This is a genomic window from Limnohabitans sp. TS-CS-82 (assembly GCF_002943475.1).
In genome coordinates this window covers 175,995-195,909 of sequence record NZ_PTQX01000006.1, presented here as the reverse complement: position 1 = coordinate 195,909, position 19,915 = coordinate 175,995, and the positions used below count along the sequence as shown (strand labels likewise).

21 protein-coding genes are annotated in these 19,915 nt (G+C 57.1%); 14 read left to right on the top strand and 7 right to left on the bottom strand.

What is annotated here, in order from left to right; translation table 11 throughout:
- Positions 1-27: 27 nt before the first annotated feature.
- Positions 28-264: an exodeoxyribonuclease VII small subunit gene (locus tag C5F52_RS14015; RefSeq protein ID WP_104798970.1), complete on the bottom strand. Its 237-nt coding sequence runs from the start codon at positions 262-264 to the stop codon at positions 28-30.
- A 171-nt stretch (positions 265-435) separates the two neighbouring features.
- Here C5F52_RS14015 and C5F52_RS14010 point away from each other — a divergent pair, with 171 nt between their 5' ends.
- The 3 genes from C5F52_RS14010 to C5F52_RS14000 all read left to right on the top strand — a co-directional run bounded on the left by C5F52_RS14010 (position 436) and on the right by C5F52_RS14000 (position 3,390).
- Positions 436-1,560: an aromatic ring-hydroxylating dioxygenase subunit alpha gene (locus tag C5F52_RS14010; protein WP_104798969.1), complete on the top strand. Its 1,125-nt coding sequence runs from the start codon at positions 436-438 to the stop codon at positions 1,558-1,560.
- A 9-nt stretch (positions 1,561-1,569) separates the two neighbouring features.
- Positions 1,570-2,466, top strand: a complete 897-nt coding sequence (locus tag C5F52_RS14005; protein ID WP_104798968.1) for a DMT family transporter — start codon at positions 1,570-1,572, stop codon at positions 2,464-2,466.
- Between the two features lie 66 nt (positions 2,467-2,532).
- The gene (locus C5F52_RS14000; protein ID WP_104798967.1) at positions 2,533-3,390 is read left to right on the top strand and encodes a sulfurtransferase; all 858 of its coding nucleotides are present in this window, start codon (positions 2,533-2,535) and stop codon (positions 3,388-3,390) included.
- Between the two features lies 1 nt (position 3,391).
- On the opposite strand, the gene C5F52_RS13995 is transcribed toward C5F52_RS14000, so the two are convergent.
- A complete protein-coding gene (locus C5F52_RS13995) occupies positions 3,392-4,255 on the bottom strand; it encodes a ZIP family metal transporter (protein ID WP_104798966.1) in 864 nt (287 codons plus the stop codon).
- A gap of 144 nt (positions 4,256-4,399) precedes the next feature.
- Here C5F52_RS13995 and C5F52_RS13990 point away from each other — a divergent pair, with 144 nt between their 5' ends.
- Together C5F52_RS13990 and C5F52_RS13985 are read left to right on the top strand one after the other, a co-directional pair.
- Positions 4,400-4,729, top strand: coding sequence for a type II toxin-antitoxin system RelE/ParE family toxin (locus C5F52_RS13990; protein WP_104798965.1), 330 nt, complete (start codon positions 4,400-4,402; stop codon positions 4,727-4,729).
- The gene (locus C5F52_RS13985; protein WP_104798964.1) at positions 4,726-5,037 is read left to right on the top strand and encodes an addiction module antidote protein; all 312 of its coding nucleotides are present in this window, start codon (positions 4,726-4,728) and stop codon (positions 5,035-5,037) included. The genes C5F52_RS13990 and C5F52_RS13985 overlap by 4 nt, the downstream gene beginning before the upstream one ends.
- A gap of 171 nt (positions 5,038-5,208) precedes the next feature.
- Here C5F52_RS13985 and polA read toward each other — a convergent pair whose 3' ends face one another.
- Positions 5,209-8,019: a DNA polymerase I gene (gene polA, locus C5F52_RS13980; protein WP_104798963.1), complete on the bottom strand. Its 2,811-nt coding sequence runs from the start codon at positions 8,017-8,019 to the stop codon at positions 5,209-5,211.
- A gap of 126 nt (positions 8,020-8,145) precedes the next feature.
- Here polA and C5F52_RS13975 point away from each other — a divergent pair, with 126 nt between their 5' ends.
- Both C5F52_RS13975 and C5F52_RS13970 read left to right on the top strand, forming a co-directional pair.
- Positions 8,146-9,108, top strand: a complete 963-nt coding sequence (locus C5F52_RS13975) for a homoserine kinase (RefSeq protein WP_104798962.1) — start codon at positions 8,146-8,148, stop codon at positions 9,106-9,108.
- A gap of 3 nt (positions 9,109-9,111) precedes the next feature.
- The gene (locus C5F52_RS13970; RefSeq protein WP_104798961.1) at positions 9,112-9,888 is read left to right on the top strand and encodes a BPSS1780 family membrane protein; all 777 of its coding nucleotides are present in this window, start codon (positions 9,112-9,114) and stop codon (positions 9,886-9,888) included.
- A gap of 77 nt (positions 9,889-9,965) precedes the next feature.
- Here the strand turns inward: C5F52_RS13970 and C5F52_RS13965 are convergent, their stop codons facing one another.
- Positions 9,966-12,248 carry a UvrD-helicase domain-containing protein gene (locus C5F52_RS13965; protein WP_236657879.1) on the bottom strand — a complete coding sequence of 761 codons (2,283 nt, stop codon included), beginning with the start codon at positions 12,246-12,248 and terminating at the stop codon, positions 9,966-9,968.
- Between the two features lie 238 nt (positions 12,249-12,486).
- Here C5F52_RS13965 and C5F52_RS13960 point away from each other — a divergent pair, with 238 nt between their 5' ends.
- On the top strand, positions 12,487-13,464 hold the full coding sequence (locus C5F52_RS13960) for a GMP reductase (RefSeq protein WP_104798959.1): 978 nt from the start codon (positions 12,487-12,489) through the stop codon (positions 13,462-13,464).
- A gap of 135 nt (positions 13,465-13,599) precedes the next feature.
- On the opposite strand, the gene C5F52_RS13955 is transcribed toward C5F52_RS13960, so the two are convergent.
- Positions 13,600-14,457, bottom strand: coding sequence for an alpha/beta hydrolase (locus tag C5F52_RS13955; RefSeq protein ID WP_104798958.1), 858 nt, complete (start codon positions 14,455-14,457; stop codon positions 13,600-13,602).
- Positions 14,454-16,607, bottom strand: coding sequence for a TonB-dependent siderophore receptor (locus C5F52_RS13950; RefSeq protein WP_104798957.1), 2,154 nt, complete (start codon positions 16,605-16,607; stop codon positions 14,454-14,456). The genes C5F52_RS13955 and C5F52_RS13950 overlap by 4 nt, the downstream gene beginning before the upstream one ends.
- Before the next feature lie 72 nt (positions 16,608-16,679).
- On the opposite strand from C5F52_RS13950, the gene minC reads away from it, so the two are divergent.
- The 3 genes from minC to minE are packed head-to-tail and all read left to right on the top strand — an operon-like array spanning position 16,680 to position 18,553.
- Positions 16,680-17,438 (top strand): septum site-determining protein MinC, encoded by a 759-nt coding sequence (gene minC / locus C5F52_RS13945; RefSeq protein ID WP_104798956.1) that lies wholly within the window; start codon positions 16,680-16,682, stop codon positions 17,436-17,438.
- A 38-nt stretch (positions 17,439-17,476) separates the two neighbouring features.
- Positions 17,477-18,292, top strand: a complete 816-nt coding sequence (gene minD / locus C5F52_RS13940; RefSeq protein WP_104798955.1) for a septum site-determining protein MinD — start codon at positions 17,477-17,479, stop codon at positions 18,290-18,292.
- A gap of 3 nt (positions 18,293-18,295) precedes the next feature.
- Positions 18,296-18,553: a cell division topological specificity factor MinE gene (gene minE / locus C5F52_RS13935; protein WP_104798954.1), complete on the top strand. Its 258-nt coding sequence runs from the start codon at positions 18,296-18,298 to the stop codon at positions 18,551-18,553.
- Positions 18,554-18,640: 87 nt separating this feature from the next.
- Here the strand turns inward: minE and C5F52_RS30050 are convergent, their stop codons facing one another.
- Positions 18,641-18,811, bottom strand: coding sequence for a hypothetical protein (locus C5F52_RS30050; protein ID WP_199171996.1), 171 nt, complete (start codon positions 18,809-18,811; stop codon positions 18,641-18,643).
- Positions 18,812-18,909: 98 nt separating this feature from the next.
- On the opposite strand from C5F52_RS30050, the gene C5F52_RS13930 reads away from it, so the two are divergent.
- The 3 genes from C5F52_RS13930 to C5F52_RS29905 are packed head-to-tail and all read left to right on the top strand — an operon-like array spanning position 18,910 to position 19,909.
- Complete coding sequence (locus tag C5F52_RS13930) at positions 18,910-19,515, top strand: hypothetical protein (RefSeq protein ID WP_104798953.1); 606 nt, start codon at positions 18,910-18,912, stop codon at positions 19,513-19,515.
- A gap of 35 nt (positions 19,516-19,550) precedes the next feature.
- The gene (locus C5F52_RS13925; RefSeq protein ID WP_104799079.1) at positions 19,551-19,769 is read left to right on the top strand and encodes a SlyX family protein; all 219 of its coding nucleotides are present in this window, start codon (positions 19,551-19,553) and stop codon (positions 19,767-19,769) included.
- Entirely contained in the window at positions 19,769-19,909 is a 141-nt protein-coding gene (locus C5F52_RS29905; RefSeq protein ID WP_161499703.1) for a hypothetical protein, read from the top strand. The genes C5F52_RS13925 and C5F52_RS29905 overlap by 1 nt, the downstream gene beginning before the upstream one ends.
- Positions 19,910-19,915 lie beyond the last annotated feature (6 nt).

The window sequence follows — 19,915 nt, the reverse complement described above, 5'->3', positions numbered from 1 at the left end:
GCATCACAGACCGTTGCGCCGTCATGCTCAGGCACCCGACCAAGGTTTGAGCACGCCGTTGTCGAGCACTTGAATTTGCTGCTCGACCGCATCGAGCTGGGCGCGGCAAAACGCCAACAACTCAGCGCCACGTTGATAGCCGGACAGTAAGTCAGCCAAAGGCAACTGACCCGATTCCATTTGGGCTACCAAGCCCTCTAGCTCTTTCAAAGCCGCTTCGTAACTGGCGGGCGCGGTGCTCGCAGGGGTCTTGGCCTTGGTCATCGTGGTGCGAAATCTTAAGTTGATGTGTGTATGAAAGGTAACGCAACATTTTAGGCGGCTCCAAGGTTCACGCACACCCCCTTGGCTACAATAGCGTTTCTTTCATCAGCCTGTCGGCTGATTTATTTTTTCACTCACCTCCCTGTGGGGAGTCTTTAGGTCAGGTCACCCATGTCTGATTTAAGTCTTCAACTGCAGCAGGCTCATAGCCAACTACCAGTTACCAGTTACTTTGACGAGGCGCTGTTTCAGCGCGAACTGGAGACCATCTTTCAGCGCGGCCCACGTTATGTGGGTCACGAACTTGCCGTGCCCAACGTGGGCGATTACTACGCTTTGCCGCATGAAGGTGAAGGGCTTGCACTCGTGCGCTCAGCCCAAGGCGTGGAGCTCATCTCCAACGTCTGCCGCCACCGCCAAGCCGTGATGCTCAAGGGCCGTGGCTCCTTGCAAACGCAAGCGCTTGGCTCGGCGGGCGGCAATATCGTTTGCCCCTTGCACCGCTGGACCTATGCGCCTTCTGGCGAACTGTTGGGCGCACCCCACTTTTCGCACGACCCCTGCCTGAACCTGAACAACTACAAACTGCGCGCATGGAACGGCCTGCTGTTTGAAGACAACGGCGTCGACATTGAGGCCGATTTGGCCAACATGGGCCCGCGCGCTGCGTTGGACTTCACAGGCTTTGCCCTCGACCGCGTGGAGCTGCACGAGTGCAACTACAACTGGAAAACCTTCATTGAGGTTTACCTTGAGGACTACCACGTCGGCCCCTTCCATCCAGGCCTTGGTCAATTTGTGACCTGCGACGACCTGAGCTGGGAATTTCAAGACAACTACTCGGTACAAACCGTGGGCGTGTCTGACGGCTTTGGCAAACCCGGTTCGCCGACCTACAAAACGTGGCACGACATGCTGCTCAAGTACCGCAACGGCGAACTACCTGAACGAGGGGCCATTTGGCTCACCTACTACCCCCACATCATGGTGGAGTGGTACCCGCATGTGTTGACCGTGTCGACGCTGCACCCCATCAGCCCCAACAAAACGCTGAACATGGTGGAGTTTTACTACCCCGAAGAAATCGTCGCCTTTGAGCGTGAGTTCGTCCAAGCGCAGCAAGCCGCCTACATGGAAACCTGCATCGAAGACGACGAAATCGCCGAGCGCATGGACGCAGGCCGCAAAGCCCTGATGCAACGCGGCGACAACGAAGTGGGCCCCTACCAAAGCCCCATGGAAGATGGCATGCAGCATTTCCATGAGTGGTACCGCGGCAAACTCAGCTTCACCTAAGCGCCAAACATGCAAGCCCTTTGGATGCTGCTAGGCGCCGCCTTTTTTGCCACCATGGGCGTGTGTGTGAAATTTGGTTCTGAGCACTTCAACTCCGCTGAGTTGGTGTTTTACCGAGGCTTGGTCGGCATCGTGTTTTTGGCGGTCATTGCCAAACAAAAAAAGGTCTCGCTGCGCACGGCTTACCCAGGTGCCCATTTGTGGCGATCCACCATTGGCGTGCTCTCGCTCAGCGCTTGGTTTTTTTCCATCGCCCACCTGCCTTTGGCCACGGCCATGACGCTGAACTACATGAGCGGCGTTTGGGTGGCCGCCTTTTTGGTCGGCGGCTCGCTCATCAACTGGAACGGCCAAGACAACCGCAGCGCTTGGTCACAAGGCCCCCTCGCCCTGACCGTGTTGGCAGGCTTTGCAGGCGTGGTGATGATGCTGCGCCCTACCCTCGAACAAAACCAAATCTTTGCGGGTTTGATCGGCCTGATGTCGGGCTTTGCCGCCGCGTTTGCCTACATGCAAGTGATGGCCTTGGGCCGTTTGGGCGAACCTGAAACCCGCACCGTGTTTTACTTTGCGATTGGCACACTGGTGGCAGGCGCCATCGGCATGGGCTTTGCAGGCGTGTCTGAATGGAACTGGACGTACGCCATTTGGTTGCTACCCGTGGGCGTGTTTGCCTCGCTGGGCCAGCTGTGCATGACCCGCGCTTACAGCAAAGGTGCCACGTTGGTGGTGGCCAATTTGCAGTACTCAGGCATCGTCTTTGCGGCACTGTACAGCTTGCTGCTGTTTGGCGACGACATTCCCCTCATCGGTTGGATGGGCATGGCCCTCATCGTGGCCAGCGGCATGACCGCCACCTTGTTGCGTGCACGCGCTGCCCCCAACGCCCCCGCAGAAGAACACTGACACGGTGGCCACACGCTGCCCAACCTTTCCATCGACCGTATAGGCACTTCGCCTTAGGAGCTTCGCATGTACACCACCCTCATCTCCGGCGCTCAACTTCAAGACCTGCAACACAGCGGCCAACCCTTGGCCGTGTTTGACTGCAGCTTTGACCTGATGCAACCCACCCAAGGCCACGCCCAATACGTGGCGCAGCACATCGCCGGTGCGCAACACGCGGACTTGGACGAGCACCTCGCCACACACGACCCCGCCCTGCGCGTCAACGGTGGCCGCCACCCCTTGCCGCAACGCGAAGTGTTTGCGGCATGGCTGCAGAGTGTGGGCGTGAACCACAACACCCAAGTGGTCGTGTACGACCGCCATGGCATGAACTATTGCGGCCGCTTGTGGTGGATGTTGAAGTGGTGCGGCCACGACGCCGTGGCCGTGCTCGATGGCGGCTTGCAAGCGTGGGTCGCGGCAGGGGGCGCTGTCGCGTCTGGTGAACACACCACAGCCGCCGACGGCAACTTCACCCTGCGCGAACCTTTGGTGCAGTTGGTCGATACCGCCACCGTGTCTGCACGCTTGAGCACAGGCACACAAACCATCGTCGACGCACGCGGTGCACCACGCTACCGCGGCGAAGTAGAGCCGATCGACCCTGTGGCGGGCCACATTCCCGGTGCGCTCAATCGCCCGTTCAACACCAACCTCAACGCAGACGGTTTCTTCAAAATCTCTGCCGAATTGCGTGCTGAATTTGCCGCTTTGCTGGGCGATGCCAAACCAGAAAACGTGGTGCACCACTGCGGCAGCGGCGTGAGCGCTGTGCCCAATGTGTTGGCCATGGAAGTTGCGGGCCTGGGCCGCACCGCGCTGTATGCGGGCAGCTGGAGCGAGTGGTGCAACACGCCCGGCTTGCCCTGCGAAAAATCTTAAATCAGTGTTGCGCCCACTCGCCCAAAGCGGAGACCAAGGCAATACCTGCAAACAGCCAAGCCACTTGCGCCGCCGTCTCACGCGGTGAGAGCCGCTTTTGCAACTGCGGAATCAAATCGGCCAGCGCCACATAAATAAAGCTGCTGGCCGCGGCCACCAAGAAGTACGGCAAATACGCCTGCAAGGCGCCCACCAACACATAACCCACCAAGCCACCAATGGCCGTCACGCCCCCCGCCAAGCTGAGCTTGAACAAAGCAGCACGCGGGTTGCTCAATGTTTGGCGCAGCACCACCAAGTCACCCACATGGTGGGGCACCTCGTGCGCCATGACAGCCAATGCAGCGGCAACGCCCAAACGAGGGTCGGCCACAAACGCGGCAGCAATCAAAATGCCGTCGCCAAACGCGTGCACGCTGTCGCCCAAGAGTACAGCCCAACCGCCACTGTGGTGGTGGTGACCTTGATGGTCATCGTGCGCGTGATGCGCGAGGTCCGCGTGCGTGCCGTGATCATGCGAATGTGCGTGCGAGTCATGGGCATGATGCGCATGGTGTGCGTCGCCGTGGCTATGTCCATGCTCATGACCGTGGTGCCACAACTCCGCTTTGTCGAGCAAAAAGAAAAACACCAAGCCCACCAACAGCGCGGCAAACATGGTTTGCGGAGAAATACCTGCGACCACCGACAACTCAAACGCCTCGGGCAACAAACGCGTAAACGCCGTGGCCATCAAAGCACCAGCCGCCAAACTCAGCAAATGTTGGGTGAAGCGCGACAACAAGGCATAAGCCAGCAACGCCGCCAGCCACACACTGCCCATACCAGCGATCAAGGTGCCGACAAGAATTGAAATCAAAGTCATGGGGGGATTATCGACTGAGGCGTGTACTTCACCGAAGCTGAGCACTATCACTAGTAAACCCTGACTTCACCTTCAAACGGGTATGGGCCATAAAAATCAGTGTGAATTTCCGATTCTCAATCTGTAACTTATAATTCACAAAACGTGTACGACATCCAAACTTATCGCACCGATGATGATGCGGAACCCTATGTCGCTTGGCTGGGCGCATTGCCTGATCGTCAAGCCAAGGCCCGGATTGTGGTTCGCGTCAACCGAATGGCTGGCGGCAATCTGGGCGATGTCAAACCTGTGGGTGACGGTGTATGGGAAGCCCGCATTGACTATGGCCCGGGTTATCGCCTGTACTACGCGCAAGCAGGTCGTCGATTGATCTTGTTGCTGATAGGTGGCGATAAACGCACGCAGCAATCAGACATTGCTAAAGCACACGGCTACTGGAACAACTGGCAAATGCAGAGGAAATTCAAATGACATCTAAAGCTGGACGCCCACATGATGAAGTGGTGGTTGAGATGCTGAGAGCCGACCCCGAATTTACAGATGCCTACTTGGCAGCTGCGCTGGAAGAGACGGAGCAACCGGGTGGCCATCAAGCCATGCTGACCGCTTTGCGCCACATTGCCGAAGCACAAGGCATGGCGAATGTGGCCGAGAAAGCAGGCATGCCTAGGGAGTCGCTGTACCGTGCGCTCGGACCCCGTGGCAACCCCACCATCAAAACTTTGCTGGCCGTTTTAAATGCATCGGGGCTTCACTTATCCGTGGCCAGACAACATTAACGGCTTGCCATGAAGAACGCTAAGAAGTCAGACCGTATGCGGTCTAGCCGGAACCGTACACCGTTGTTCAAGAAGCTCAATTCAAGTCTAGACGATTGGGATATGCGCTCTGCGTGATAAAAAAACAAGGCCCTCAGCAGAGGGCCGTGAAACAGGATGGCTACAGGTCGATCAATGCGCCTTGTCCCAGTTCGGCCCCACCCCCACCTCTGCCAACAACGGCACTTTGAGCTTCGCCACGTCAGCCATCAAGCGTGGCACTTCGGTACGGACCCATTCCACTTCTGACTCGGGCACTTCAAACACCAATTCATCGTGCACTTGCATGATGACTTTGGTTTGGCGTTGTTGCTGGTCAATGGCTTTTTGCACGGCCACCATGCTCAACTTAATCAGGTCGGCGGCTGTGCCTTGCATGGGCGCGTTGATAGCGGCGCGTTCTGCGCCTGCGCGGCGTGGGCCGTTGGGGCTGTTGATTTCGGGCAAGTACAAGCGGCGGCCAAACACGGTTTCTACATAGCCTTGTGCTTTGGCTTGTTCGCGTGTGTCGTCCATGTAGCGCTTGACACCTGCGAAGCGTTCAAAGTAACGGGTGATGTAGTTCTTGGCCGCGCTGTTGTCGATGCCCAGCGCTTTGGCCAAACCAAAGGCGCTCATGCCGTAGATAAGGCCAAAGTTAATCACCTTGGCGTAGCGGCGTTGCTCGGTGCTCACGTCGCCCACGGCCACGCCAAACACTTCGGCAGCGGTGGCACGGTGCACGTCTAAGCCTTCATGGAATGCTTTGACCAAAGCCTCGTCGCCACTGATGTGCGCCATGATGCGCAGCTCGATCTGGCTGTAGTCGGCACTGGCAATCACGCAGCCCGCAGGGGCGACGAAGGCCTCACGCACTTTGCGACCTTCGGCGGTGCGAATGGGGATGTTCTGCAAGTTAGGGTCGTTGCTCGACAAGCGGCCCGTCACGGCAACAGCTTGTGCATAGTGCGTGTGCACGCGGCCTGTGCGTGGCACGGCCATTTGCGCCAGCTTGTCGGTGTAGGTGCCTTTGAGTTTGCTCAAAGACCGATGCTCCAAAATCTTGGCGGGCAGCGGGTAGTCTTCGGCCAGTTTCTCCAACACCTCTTCGTCGGTGCTGCGTGCGCCGGTGGCGGTTTTTTTGATGACGGGCAAGCCCAGTTTGTCAAAGAAAATTTCGCCCAGTTGTTTAGGGCTGGCCAAGTTAAATGGTTGGCCAGCTATTTCATACGCCTCGGTTTCTAGCTGCACGATGCGCTGGCCCAACGCGTGGCTTTGCGCAGCAAGTGTGGGGGCATCAATCAACACGCCGTTGCGTTCGATGCGGTACAGCGCTTCGCTACTCTCAATTTCCAGTTCATAAATAAAGCGCAGTTTGTCATCGGCTTGCAAACGCGGCCACAACACTTGGTGCACGTCTAGCGTCATGTCGGAGTCTTCGCATGAGTATTCGGTGGCACGCGCCACGTCGACTTGCGAGAACGGAATTTGGTGCGCACCTTTGCCGCACAGGTCTTCGTAGTTCAGCCCTTTACGGCCCACATGGCGCTCGGCCAAGCTGGCCAGACCGTGAGGCTTGTGCACTTCCAGCACATAGCTTTGCAGCATGGTGTCGTGGGCGTAGCCCTTCACCTCAATGCCGTGATTGGCCATGACGTGGCGGTCGTATTTGATGTGCTGCCCCACCTTGTGAATGGCTGGGTTTTCAAACCAAGGTTTGAGCTTGGCCAGCACCTCGTCGATGGGCAATTGGGTGGGCGCATCGCCATAGCTGTGGGTGAGCGGGATGTAGCAGGCTTCGCCCGGCTTGACCGAAAAACTCAAACCCACAATCTCTGCGCGCATGGCGTCGAGTGAGGTGGTCTCGGTGTCAAACGCCACCAACTCTGCCGCTTGCAGTTTGGCCAGCCACACGTCAAAGGCTTCCCACGTCAGCACGCAGTCATAGGCTTTCTCGCTGACTGACGAGACGGTGGGTTCGGGTTCATCGAACAAACTCAGGTTGGGCTCGAACTTGGGCTTGGCAGCAGCACTGACGCCGCTGCTTGAATCACCGCCAGCGGCGCTTGCCGCATCGCCAGCCTCACCGATGGCACGGGCCAAGCCTTTGAAGCCATAGGTTTCGTAAAAGGTTTTGAGCGCAGGCTTGTCGGGTTCAGCCAAATGCAGCGCATCGAGTGCGGGCAAGTTGGGCACGTAGGCAGACAAATCGCAATCGGTTTTCATGGTCACCAGCTGGCGGCCTGTGGGCAGCCAATCCACGGCTTGGCGCAAGTTCTCACCGGCCACGCCTTTGATGGCGCTGGCGTTTTTCAGCAGGTTGTCGAGCGAGCCGTATTCCATCAGCCACTTGGCTGCGGTCTTGGGGCCCACCTTGGCAACGCCGGGCACGTTGTCCACCGTGTCGCCCACCAAGGTTTGGTAGTCAATCATCAGCGAAGGCGGCACGCCAAACTCGGCGGTCACGCCCGCCACATCGCGCTTTTTGCCGTTCATGGTGTCCATGATGGTGATGTGTTCGTTCACCAGCTGGCTCAAGTCTTTGTCGCCACTCGACACCACCACCGTCACGCCTTGCTGGGCCGCGGTCACGGCCAAGGTGGCAATCACGTCGTCGGCCTCCACGCCCGGTACATCCAGCACGGTCCAACCCAACATGCGCACCATGGCGTGGATGGGCTCGATTTGCGAGCGCAAGTCATCAGGCATGGGTGAGCGGTTGGCTTTGTACGCGGGGTACATCTCGTCGCGGAAGGTGGGGCCTTTGGCGTCAAACACGCAGGCGGCCAACTGGGTGGGCACTTCTTTGCGCAGCGCCTGCATCATGTTGATCATGCCGCGAATGGCGCCTGTGGCGGCGCTCGTTGGGTCGCCGGGCACAGCACGCAGGTCGGGCATGGCATGAAAGGCGCGGTAGAGGTAGCTGGAGCCGTCGACCAGCAGCAATGTTTTGGATTCACTCATAGCGGCCAATTGTGCCGTGTCAAAAAACGAAGCCCTCGTCTTGAGGGCGAACCGCTGAGCGAGCCTCGCCAAAGCGCGACAAACGTGCAAACTACAATGTGCGAACTTTTTAACCCCTTGGTTGTCATGGCTGTTTTTACCGAAGTTTCCGAGTCCTCCGCGCAAAAACTGCTGACCCAGCTCCGCCTCGGCGAGTTGGTTGAACTCAAAGGCATCCAAGGCGGCATTGAGAACACCAATTACTTTCTCACCAGCAGCGAAGGCCAATACGTGCTGACGCTGTTCGAGCGCCTCACGCACGAGCAACTGCCGTTTTATCTGTACCTGATGAAACATTTGGCGCAAGGCGGCATTCCAGTGCCCGACCCCGTGTCCGACAAAAACGGCGACATTTTGTTGACCGTTGAAGGCAAGCCTGCCGCCGTGGTGAACCGCCTCAAAGGCAAAAGCGAGCTCAGCCCCACCCCCGCCCATTGCGCCGCCGTGGGCGACATGCTGGCCCGCATGCATTTGGCAGGTGCTGACTACAAGCGCCAGCAACCCAACTTGCGCGGCTTGGCTTGGTGGAACGACACCGTGCCCGTGGTTTTGCCGTACTTGGACGCCTCGCAAACCGCGCTGATTCAAACCGAGTTGGCGTATCAAAACCACATCGCCGCCTCATCGGCCTACACCGCCCTGCCCCGCGGCCCCATTCACGCCGATTTGTTCCGCGACAACGTGATGTTTGACGGCGCGCCCGAGGCGCCCGAGCTGAGTGGTTTCTTCGACTTTTACTTCGCAGGCGTCGACACGTGGTTGTTTGACGTGGCTGTGTGCCTGAACGACTGGTGCATCACCCATGCAGATGGCGCACACGACGCCGCCAAAGCCCAAGCGCTGCTGGCGGCGTACCAAGCTGTGCGCCCGTTCACCGCGGCTGAACGGCAACTGCTCAACCCCATGTTGCGTGCCGGTGCCTTGCGCTTTTGGACTTCACGCTTGTGGGACTTCCACCTGCCCCGCGAAGCCAGCATGCTGCAACCCCACGACCCCACGCACTTTGAGCGTGTGCTGCGTCAACGCGTCACCCAACCTGTCACACTCTGAGCCATGAAACTCAACGTCGTTCCCGCCAGCACAGGCAAGCTTTGGGTCCGCCAAGGCATTCGGGCATTTTGGAAACAGCCCATCGCTTTGAGTGGTTTGTTCTTCATGTTCATGGCGATCATGTCGGTGTCGTCGTTGGTGCCCCTGGTCGGCAGCTTCATCGCGCTGGCTTTGTTGCCTGCGGCCACGCTCGGCCTGATGGCCGCCACGCGTGAGGTGGATTTGGGCAAATTCCCCATGCCCGCCATCTTGGCGGTGGGGTTTCGCGCGGGCAAAGAACGCTTGCGCGATATGCTGATCTTGGGTGTGCTCTACGCCTGCTGCTTCATCGGCGTGATGGGTGTGTCAGCCCTGATGGACGGCGGCGACTTTGCCAAGCTGTACTTGATGGGTGGCACGCTGGATGCAGACACCGTGATGAAACCCGAATTTCAAAATGCCATGTGGCTGTCGCTGCTGCTGTACATGCCCATGTCTGCCGTGTTTTGGCACGCACCCGCGTTGGTGCATTGGCACGGTGTGCCAGCCATCAAGAGCTTGTTTTTTAGCACCGTGGCGTGCATCAGCAACTGGCGTGCGTTCTTGGTGTTTGGCTTGCTGTGGACCGTGATTTTCTTGGCCACCGCCCTCATCATCACGCTGCTGTCGGGCTTGATCGGTGACAGCGACTTTGCGTCGCTGACCTTGCTGCCAGCCATGTTGATGCTGGCCGCCATGTTCTTTTGCTCGACCTACTTCAGCTTTCGCGACTGCTTCACGTCCGACACGCTTTACGCCTAAGTTATGGGGCGTAAAGAGGGCGGCCCGAAGTGCGCCGCCTCAAAAAGCACGGCCTGATCTGGCCGTGCAGCCCCTCATCAAACCTGCGTCAGCTTGGCCACACTCAGTGCCAGCCATTTGACGCCGTGGCGGCCAAACTTCACTTGCGCACGGGCGTCGTCACCCACGCCTTCGATGCTGACCACGGTGCCCTCACCAAACTTGGCGTGAAACACCTGCACGCCGCTGCGCACCCACGCGTTGGGGCCGCTGCTAACGGGCGCGGCGCGTTGCACCACGGGGGGTGGCGCTGCCGCTGTGGCCGCACCGCCGCCCCACGGGTTGTTCGACCAGCCCGATTGGTTTTGCCACGCATCGCGGCGCGACGGCTGGGCATCGGCAAAGGCTGAACGGGCAGGCGTGATCCACTTGAGCGCGTGCTCAGGCAGCTCGTCAAAGAAGCGGCTTTTGATGTTGTAACGCGTCTGCCCGTGCAACATGCGCGTTTGCGAATGGCTCAAGTACAAACGACGGCGCGCACGGGTGATGGCCACGTACATCAAACGACGCTCTTCTTCCAAGCCTTCGTAATCGTTCATGGAGTTTTCATGCGGGAACAAGCCCTCTTCCATGCCGGTGATGAACACGCAGTCAAACTCCAAGCCCTTCGAGGCATGCACCGTCATCAACTGAATGGCGTCTTGCCCGGCTTGGGCTTGGTTGTCGCCCGACTCCAAGGCGGCGTGCGTCAAAAAGGCAGCCAAAGGTGACAAGGTTTCACCCGTGTCGGCATTGATCATTTGACCGTCCACAGGCAGCGCCACGGCCTCACGGCCAAAGCCTTCTTGCGTGACGAAGCTCTCTGCGGCGTTGACCAATTCTTGCAAGTTCTCGATGCGGTCTTGGCCTTCGCGCTCCGACTGGTAGTACTCAATCAGCCCCGAATGGTCGAGCAACAGCTCAATGATTTGGCGCAAGTTTTTGCCCTGCGTTTGCTCGCGCAACACATCGATCTTGGCCACAAATGCGCTCAAGTTGGCACCCGCTTTGCCCGCCACCGCCGTCACAGCATCGTGGATCGGACAGCCCATGGCGCGGGCGGCGTCTTGCAGTTGCTCGATGCTGCGTGCGCCAATGCCACGCGGCGGAAAGTTGACCACGCGCAAGAAACTGGTGTCATCGCGGGGGTTCTCAAGCAAGCGCAAATAGGCCAGCGCATGCTTGATTTCTGCGCGTTCAAAAAAGCGCAAACCGCCATACACGCGGTAGGGCATGGCGGCGTTGAACAAGGCCGTTTCAATCACCCGACTTTGGGCGTTGCTGCGGTAGAGCACCGCGATTTCGGTGCGGTGTTGAATGCCTTGCTGGCCATCGCCGTTTTGGCCCTCGCGCAGCAATTGCTTCATCTCTTCCACCATCCATTGGGCTTCGGCCAAGTCGGTGGGCGATTCATAAATGCGCACGGGCTCGCCCGCGCCTTGCGTGGTGTGCAGGTTTTTACCCAAGCGGGTTTTGTTGTGGCTGATGAGTGCGTTGGCACTGTCCAAAATATTGCTGTAGCTGCGGTAGTTTTGCTCCAGCTTGATTTGGTGTTGCACGTCGTATTCGCGCACAAAGTCGGCCATGTTGCCCACGCGGGCCCCGCGGAAGGCGTAAATGCTTTGGTCGTCGTCGCCCACCGCCAAAATGGCGCCACCGCCTTGGCCCACAGGGCCTGCCAACTGTTTGAGCCACGCGTATTGCAGCTTGTTGGTGTCTTGAAACTCATCCACCAAGATGTGCTGAAAGCGACGACGGTAGTGCTCGCGCACGGGTTCGTTGTCGCGCAGCAGCTCGTAGGAGCGCAACATGAGTTCGCCAAAGTCCACCACGCCTTCGCGCTGGCATTGGATTTCGTACAGCTCGTAAAGCTCTACTTTTTTGCGGGTGTCGGGGTCGCGCACTTCCACGTCTTTGGGACGCAGGCCGTCTTCTTTGCACGCAGCGATGAAACGCATGGTTTGCTTGGGCGGGAAGCGCTCTTCGTCCACCTGAAATTGTTTGCTCAAGCGCTTGATGGCGCTGAGTTGGTCTTGGGTGTCCAAGATTTGAAAGGTTTGGGGCAAGTTCGCCAGCTTCCAATGCGCGCGCAAAAAGCGGTTGCACAAGCCGTGAAAGGTGCCCACCCACATACCGCGCACATTCACGGGCAGCATGCTGGAGAGACGCGTGAGCATTTCTTTGGCCGCCTTGTTGGTGAAGGTGACGGCCAAGATGCCGCCGGGCGAAATTTGCCCCGTTTGCATGAGCCACGCAATCCGGGTGGTCAGCACCCGCGTTTTGCCTGAGCCCGCGCCCGCCAAAATGAGCGCATGGGCAGAGGGCAAGGTGACCGCCATCATTTGCTCGGGGTTGAGACCCTCCAGCAAGGGAGAAGAAAACGCGCCAGCGTGGGAGGGGGCCGAAGCCGATTGGGTGTCAAACCCATCAAAAGAGTGCATGCCAAGATTTTAGAGTTTAGAATCAGCCACCGGGCCCAAGATTCTTGCGCTCGGTTTTTTTATGCCTGCAGTTTGCACCTGAAAAAACCGGCCAAGCCAAGCGCTCAATCTTCGAACGTTATTTTCTGGAGCTTGGGATATGGAAATTTTTGATTACGACAACATCTTGTTGCTGCCACGCAAGTGCCGCGTGGAAAGCCGCTCAGAGTGTGATGCAGGTGTTGAACTCGGTGGCCGCAAGTTCCGCTTGCCCGTCGTGCCCGCCAACATGAAGACCGTGGTGGATGAAAGCATCTGCTTGTGGATGGCGCAAAACAACTACTTCTACGTGATGCACCGCTTCGATTTGGACAACGTCCAATTCGTGAAAGACATGCACGCCAAAGACGTGTACGCCTCGATCTCTTTGGGCGTGAAAGCCCCTGACCGCGAAACCGTGGACACACTGGCTGCGGCTGGCTTGACGCCTGAATACATCACCATCGACATCGCCCATGGCCACGCCGACAGCGTGCGCGACATGATCGGCTACATCAAGGCCAAGTTGCCTAAGAGCTTTGTGATCGCGGGCAACGTGGCCACACCAGAGGCCGTGATCGACCTCGAAAACTGGGGCGCTGACGCGACCAAAGTGGGCGTTGGCCCCGGCAAGGTGTGTATCACCAAGCTCAAAACGGGTTTTGGCACAGGCGGCTGGCAGTTGTCAGCGCTCAAGTGGTGTGCCCGCGTGGCCACCAAGCCCATCATTGCCGACGGCGGCATTCGCAGCCACGGCGACATTGCCAAGAGCGTGCGTTTTGGCGCAAGCATGGTGATGATTGGTTCGTTGTTTGCAGGCCACGAAGAGTCGCCAGGCAAGACCGTGGAAGTCAACGGCGAGCTGTTCAAAGAGTATTACGGCTCAGCCTCTGACTTCAACAAAGGCGAATACAAGCACGTCGAAGGCAAGCGCATCCTTGAGCCCGTCAAAGGCAAGTTGGCCAACACGCTGATTGAGATGGAGCAAGACGTGCAAAGCTCAATCAGCTATTCCGGTGGCACCAAGCTGATGGACGTGCGCAAGGTGAACTACGTCATCTTGGGCGGTGACAACGCGGGCGAGCATCTGTTGATGTAAACCTCGCGTTCATGCCAAAGTTTGGGCATGCAAAAAGCCTGTCACGCGAAATGCATGACAGGCTTTTTTGTGCGCTCAACTCTTTGAAACTTTGACAGCGTTGTTGCGTCAACGCTGCTTGTTTTAAGGCGAGGTTTATTGGCGCAACAACTCAAGCGCCAGCGTGTGCAAACGGTGGCCCGGCTGCGTCAAGGCCTCGACGATGCTGAAGTGCTGCAAGCCCTCCAAGGTCTCGGCCACTGGCACGCGCTTTGTGCCCCACGCTTTCTGAATCAAGTGGTTGTGGCGAATGAACTCTTCACTCTCAATGCCGCCCGCTACGCTGTACAGCGTGCCCTGCTGAGGGGCAGGCATCCACGCGGGGCTGTTGCGCAGCACCACGTCATCGGTCAAGCGCAGGCTGTCTTTGAGGTAAGGCGTGGCTTGCACGGACTCAAGCTCATACAAACCAGAAATTGACAAAGCTTTGGTCACCAAATGCGCAGGCAAATCTGCCGCATAGGCTGGCCAATCGCAAGCCAACAACATGGTCACCAAGTGGCCTCCCGCCGAGTGCCCCACCAAAGTGATGCGGCTGGGGTCGCCACCAAAGCGATGGATGTTGCGCCACACCCAAGCCACGGACTTGACCATTTGCAGCGTGATGTCAGACACCGTCACGTCGGGACACAACGCATAGTTGGGCATCACCACATGCGCGCCTTGCGCCGTGAAGGTGGGCGCGATGAATGAATGGTCAGCCTTGTCTAACGAGCGCCAATAGCCGCCATGAACGAATACCACCACAGGGGCGTTGTCTTGCGCGGTGTCGCTGGGGAAAATGTCTAAGGTTTCGTTCAAGCCACGGCCATAGGCCACATCTAAAAAACAACGTTGCGCGCTACGCACCTGCGCGGATGCATCACGCCAATGGTCGAAGTGCGCCGCGTGCTCTGGCACCAAAGCACGGTTGTTGTACATGCGGTCATACCAAGCGCCGTTGCGTTGCGTCATAGTTTTTTCTCCAGAAGAATTTGCACGTTGGTCCAAGTGCGGTTTTGGGTGAGGCTGTTTTCAGCCACGCTGTTACCACGGTAGACGCTGCCCGTGTTGTAGTTGCGCGGATCGAGATTGCTCAAGGTCAAGCGCCATGCGGTGCTGCTGTCCACGCGCCACAAACCGTAAAGGTCCATCACACGTTTTTGAGAAATGGTGGTCAGCTGCTCAGCACTCAAACGGGTGGTGTAGCCAGGGTTGTAATTGACGTTGCCACCGAGGGTGAGTGGCACAGCTTTCAACCGGTAATCGGCCCCCAAATTGGCGGTCATGCTGGGCTGCTGATCGAGGCGGTTGTCCGGCCCCATGATGCTGAGCACGCGCGAGCGGTAAAAGCTCAAGTTGTTGCGCAAGTCGATGTGCGGGGCATCGTCTATCCATTGGTCTAGGCGAAACTTGGCTTCCAGCTCGATGCCTTCGGTCACGGCTTCGCTGATGTTTTGTGGGCTGGACAGCCAGCGACCACCGCTTTCTTGCGTGGTCACATTGCGAATCAGGTTTTGCACGCGGCGGTGAAATGCGCTGGCACTCAACACGCCGCCTTGCGGCAAATAACGCTCGACGGCCACATCCACACCGGTCGCCACTTCGGGTTTCAAGTTCGGATTGCCCGACACGTCAGGGTTGGTGGCGCTGTTGTCGTCACGCGTGTAGGTACGACGCGCTAACAAGGTGGGCATGGTCGGCGTTTTAAAACTGCGTGTGAGGCTCATGCGCACTTGGTCGCGACTGTCGGGGTTGGGGCGCCACATGGCATGCAGCAAAGGTGTGAAGACGCTGTTGTTGTTGGTGACCACCCCGCTGCTGGTGTTGCCTTCGGTCGTCAACCCTTCATAGCGAGCGCCGACATGCGAGGACCATTTGGGGGTGAGTTGCCACTCGTCTTGCGAGTACATCGCATAACGCATGGAACTGGCGCTGTAGTCGGCACTGCCAGGCACGGCTTGGTAGGCACCCACCACACTTTGCGTGCGACGCACGGACTCAGCTTCAGCGCCGCTGACCCATTGATGCCCACCGCCCATCACATTGGTGTACTTGCCGCTGAGGTTGACTGAGCGATCTTGCACATGGGAATTTTCTGCCACACGCGGAATCAGCAAGGGATTGCTTGAGCTTTGCTGAAACTCGTTGTGGCTGTTCCAACCACCCACATTGAATTTCCACTCCATGTTGCTGTCTGCCGAGAGCTTGCGTCGCCACTGACCGTTGAGGCGAGCGACCACAAAGTGGTTTTTATTTTCATTGTTTGCAGTGGCGGGACTGCCCGCAACAGCCACGTCATTCAGCGTTTCCGTCGCTTGCATAAGGCCTGGTGTACGCCCCTGTGACAGCGCAATGAAAGGCATCAGGGTCAAGGTTTCACCCGGGTCACCTTTGAGCTGCAAACGCGCGGTGGCATTCATCCCTTCACGCCCGTAATGGCTATCGCTCACACGATGACGCACGGTGGTGCCCAGGTTATCGACACGGGTTAGATCGTTCTCACTGTGGTCAGGTGCCGCATAGCGATTGACCGACAAGGTGTAGTTGGCTGTCCATTTTTCAGCATCGTGGTACTTGACCAACGACGCGCTGGGCGACGCATAACCGCCTTGAAACGAAGAGCCCACTTTCAACTCGGTGGGCATGCCTTTGCGGCCCTCACGCGTGATGATGTTGATGGTGCCGGCAATGGCTTGCGCACCCGTCTCCGCGGTAGGAGCGCGGTAAATTTCCACGCGCTCAACCATCTCGGGCGTGAGCGACTCGACGTTAAAGCCGGGCGGCACACGCTGCCCATCCAGCAAAATTTGTGTGTAGCCTTGGCTCAAACCACGCATGCGGATGCCACCGCCTCGGCCTGGAGCGCCACCTAAGGTGATGCCAGGCATGCGTTTCAAAATTTCGCCGAGGTTGGAGTCACCTTGACGCTCAATTTCTTCGCGACCAATGACGATTTTGCTGGCGGTTGATTCACGCCGTTGCTGCATGTCGTTGTCGCGACCGCTTGTCACTTCGACACGGCCCATGTCTACGGTGGGTGCGGTTTGGGCCATGACAGCCACAGCGTGACAGACAAAAGGAAGCGTGACGACAAGACGGCGCGCGAGGTGAGATGAATTCATATCAAAAAGTTTAATGGGGCAGGCAAGACCTTGCCGTGTAAAGTTCACCTTTTATTTTCTGCCGGTCTATCCATGAGCCAAGCCTCTGCGCCCCACGCCTACGAGATCAAAAGTGCCACCCTGCCTTTGGTCGCTTTTTTGCTCAAAACACCTGACACCGCCACACTGAAAGAAGATTTGTCGCGTCGCTTGGGCGCCACGCCCGACTTCTTTGACAACGATGCCGTGGTCATTGATTTGAGCGGCTTGGATGATCCAGACCACCGCCTCGATTTACCCGCTGTGTGCGAATGTTTGCGCACCCACCACCTCGTGCCTGTGGCCGTGCGCGGTGCAAATGAACACCAATTGATTAACGCCAATGCCGCAGGCTTGTTTGAAGCACGTGACGTGAACGTGCAAGTACCTGTGGCACCACGCGTTGAAACTGTGGTGCAAGAGGTGATTCGTGAAGTCGAAGTCATGCGAGAAGTGGTGCGCGAAGTGCAAGCCCCCAGCCTGCCTGCCATGGTGGTCGACAAGCCCTTGCGATCGGGCCAACATGTGTACGCCAAAGGCCGTGACTTGGTGGTGTTGGCGATGGTCAACGCAGGTGCTGAAATCATGGCGGATGGACACATCCATGTGTACGCACCGTTGCGCGGCAAGGCCATTGCAGGTGCACGCGGCAACACACAAGCACGCATCTTCACCTCGTCGTTAGAAGCTGAACTGGTGTCCATCGCGGGCACTTACAGAACCAGCGGCGATTCACCGCTGCCCAAAGAACTCATGGGAAAACCAACGCAGATCAGCCTGCAGGATGACAAACTCATCATGCAAGCGCTGTAAAATTGATATTTGATATTTAGAACAACTTAGGGCTTTTCATGGCAAAAATCGTTGTGGTGACATCTGGCAAGGGCGGCGTAGGCAAGACCACGACCAGCGCCAGTTTTTCCTCCGGCCTCGCATTACGTGGCTTCAAAACGGTGGTCATCGACTTTGACGTGGGTTTGCGTAACCTCGACTTGATCATGGGTTGCGAACGTCGCGTGGTGTATGACTTCATCAACGTCATCAACGGCGAAGCCACCTTGAATCAAGCCTTGATCAAAGACAAGCAGTGCGACAACTTGTTCGTGCTGGCTGCCTCGCAAACACGCGACAAAGATGCTCTCACCAAAGAAGGCGTCGAGACTGTGCTCAAAGAGCTGGCAGGCATGGGCTTTGACTACATCGTGTGCGACTCACCTGCGGGCATTGAAATTGGCGCCATGATGGCCATGCACTTTGCGGATGAGGCCTTGGTGGTCACCAACCCAGAAGTGTCTTCGGTGCGCGACTCAGACCGCATCTTGGGCATGCTCAGCAGCAAAACACAACGCGCCATTGATGGCGGCGACCCCATCAAAGAACACCTGTTGATCACGCGCTACAACCCCAGCCGCGTCGAAGAAGGTCACATGCTGTCGTTGGAAGACATCCAAGACATCTTGCGTATTCCTTTGATTGGCGTGATCCCCGAATCCGAAACCGTGCTCACCGCCTCGAACCAAGGTTTGCCCGCAGTGCATTTGGCCAACACCGATGTGTCGGAAGCCTACAAAGACGTGATCAGCCGCTTCTTGGGCGAACAAGTGCCCATGCGCTTCACAGAACACGTCAAACCAGGTCTGCTGAAACGTCTTTTCGGCGGGAAATAAGCCATGTCACTTTTGTCTTTTTTACTCGGCGAAAAGAAAAAAACGGCGAACGTTGCCAAGGAACGTTTGCAGTTCATCCTGACTCACGAGCGCACAGGCCGCAATGCGCAGCCTGACTATTTGCCAGCGTTGCAGCGCGACTTGGTGGCGGTGCTCTCCAAGTACGTGAACATCAATCCAAATGACATCAAGGTCAACTTGGAGCGTCACGACAACCTCGAAGTGCTCGAAGTCAAGATTGAGCTGCCTGATGCCGCTTGATGCCGCTTGAAGCAGCTTGATGAGTGCCAACAAAAAAGCGACCTGAAAAGGTCGCTTTTTTTATGGGTCTTCGCAGACTCGGTGGAATTAACCGCCTTTAGAAGAACGCTTACCTGGGTTCTTTTTGCTGCGCGTTGCCACACCACGCTCCAAGCTGATGCGCTGACCTTTGCCCATTGTTGGCAACGAGGTGCCTGGCAAAGCGATAGGCTTAGGTGAACGCTTGCGATCCGCTTCGGTGACGATTTTGTTTCCCATGAGATTTCCAAATAAAAAAGTTAAAGCCCCTAATTAGGCCACATGTGCCAGCCATTTTAGCCCGAGCCGACTCATAATGACTTTGAATCGAGGCTTTTATGAACCCAAAAATCGCAGAATTGTTAGATCGCATCGGACAAATGGAGTCCGAAATCGAACAGGTCATGAAAACGCGACGTGCCGAATTGCAAGCTGATTTCGAAGAAAAACGAATTCAGTTCGAGCAAGAAATATTGGCACAACATCGCCGCTTCAAAACGGGCTTGCTCAAATACTTCATCGAGGCGAACTGGCTCAGTGTTCTGACGGCCCCCATTATTTACGCGATCATTGTTCCGATGCTGCTGTTGGACATCGCCATCACCTTGTACCAACATATTTGCTTTAGGGCTTACGGCATTCCACGCGTTGTGCGCCGTGATTATTTTGTGTACGACCGCACGCACCTCGCCTATCTGAATTTAATCGAAAAAATCAACTGCGCGTACTGCTCTTACGGCAACGGATTGATGGCCTATGCTCGCGAAATCGTGGCACGGACCGAGCAATATTGGTGCCCCATCAAGCATGCGCGCAAAGTGATGATGGCGCACCCTTATTACAACGGGTTTGTAGATTACGGCGATGCCGAGAGCTATCAACGCGAACTTGAGAATTTACGTGCCAAACTTTCTGAAATCGGGCGCAGTGATGCGCCAAAGTGACGATGAAAAGCGCTGGTTTGATGTCCAATACAGCCATGGATAAACACACCGCCATTGACCAGCGCTTGATGGATCTTGAAATCAAGGCCAGCTTCACCGAAGACTTGGTGGAGCAACTCAACCAAACCATTTTTCGCCAACAAGAACAAATTGACGCCCTGCTGCGCGAGGTGAGCCAGCTACGCATCCAAACGCCCGATGGTGGCAGCGGTTCATTCCGCAGTTTGCGCGATGAATTGCCACCGCATTACTGATGACTTCTGTTGAATCTTCATCGGCCTATATGGACTTCGCACTCCAAGACCTGGCCACTGCGGTGCTCTACCGATTGGCCACGTACGCTGTGATCAACTTGATCGACGACGCGGCCATGCTTTCCCTTGTTTTTATTTGAAACACC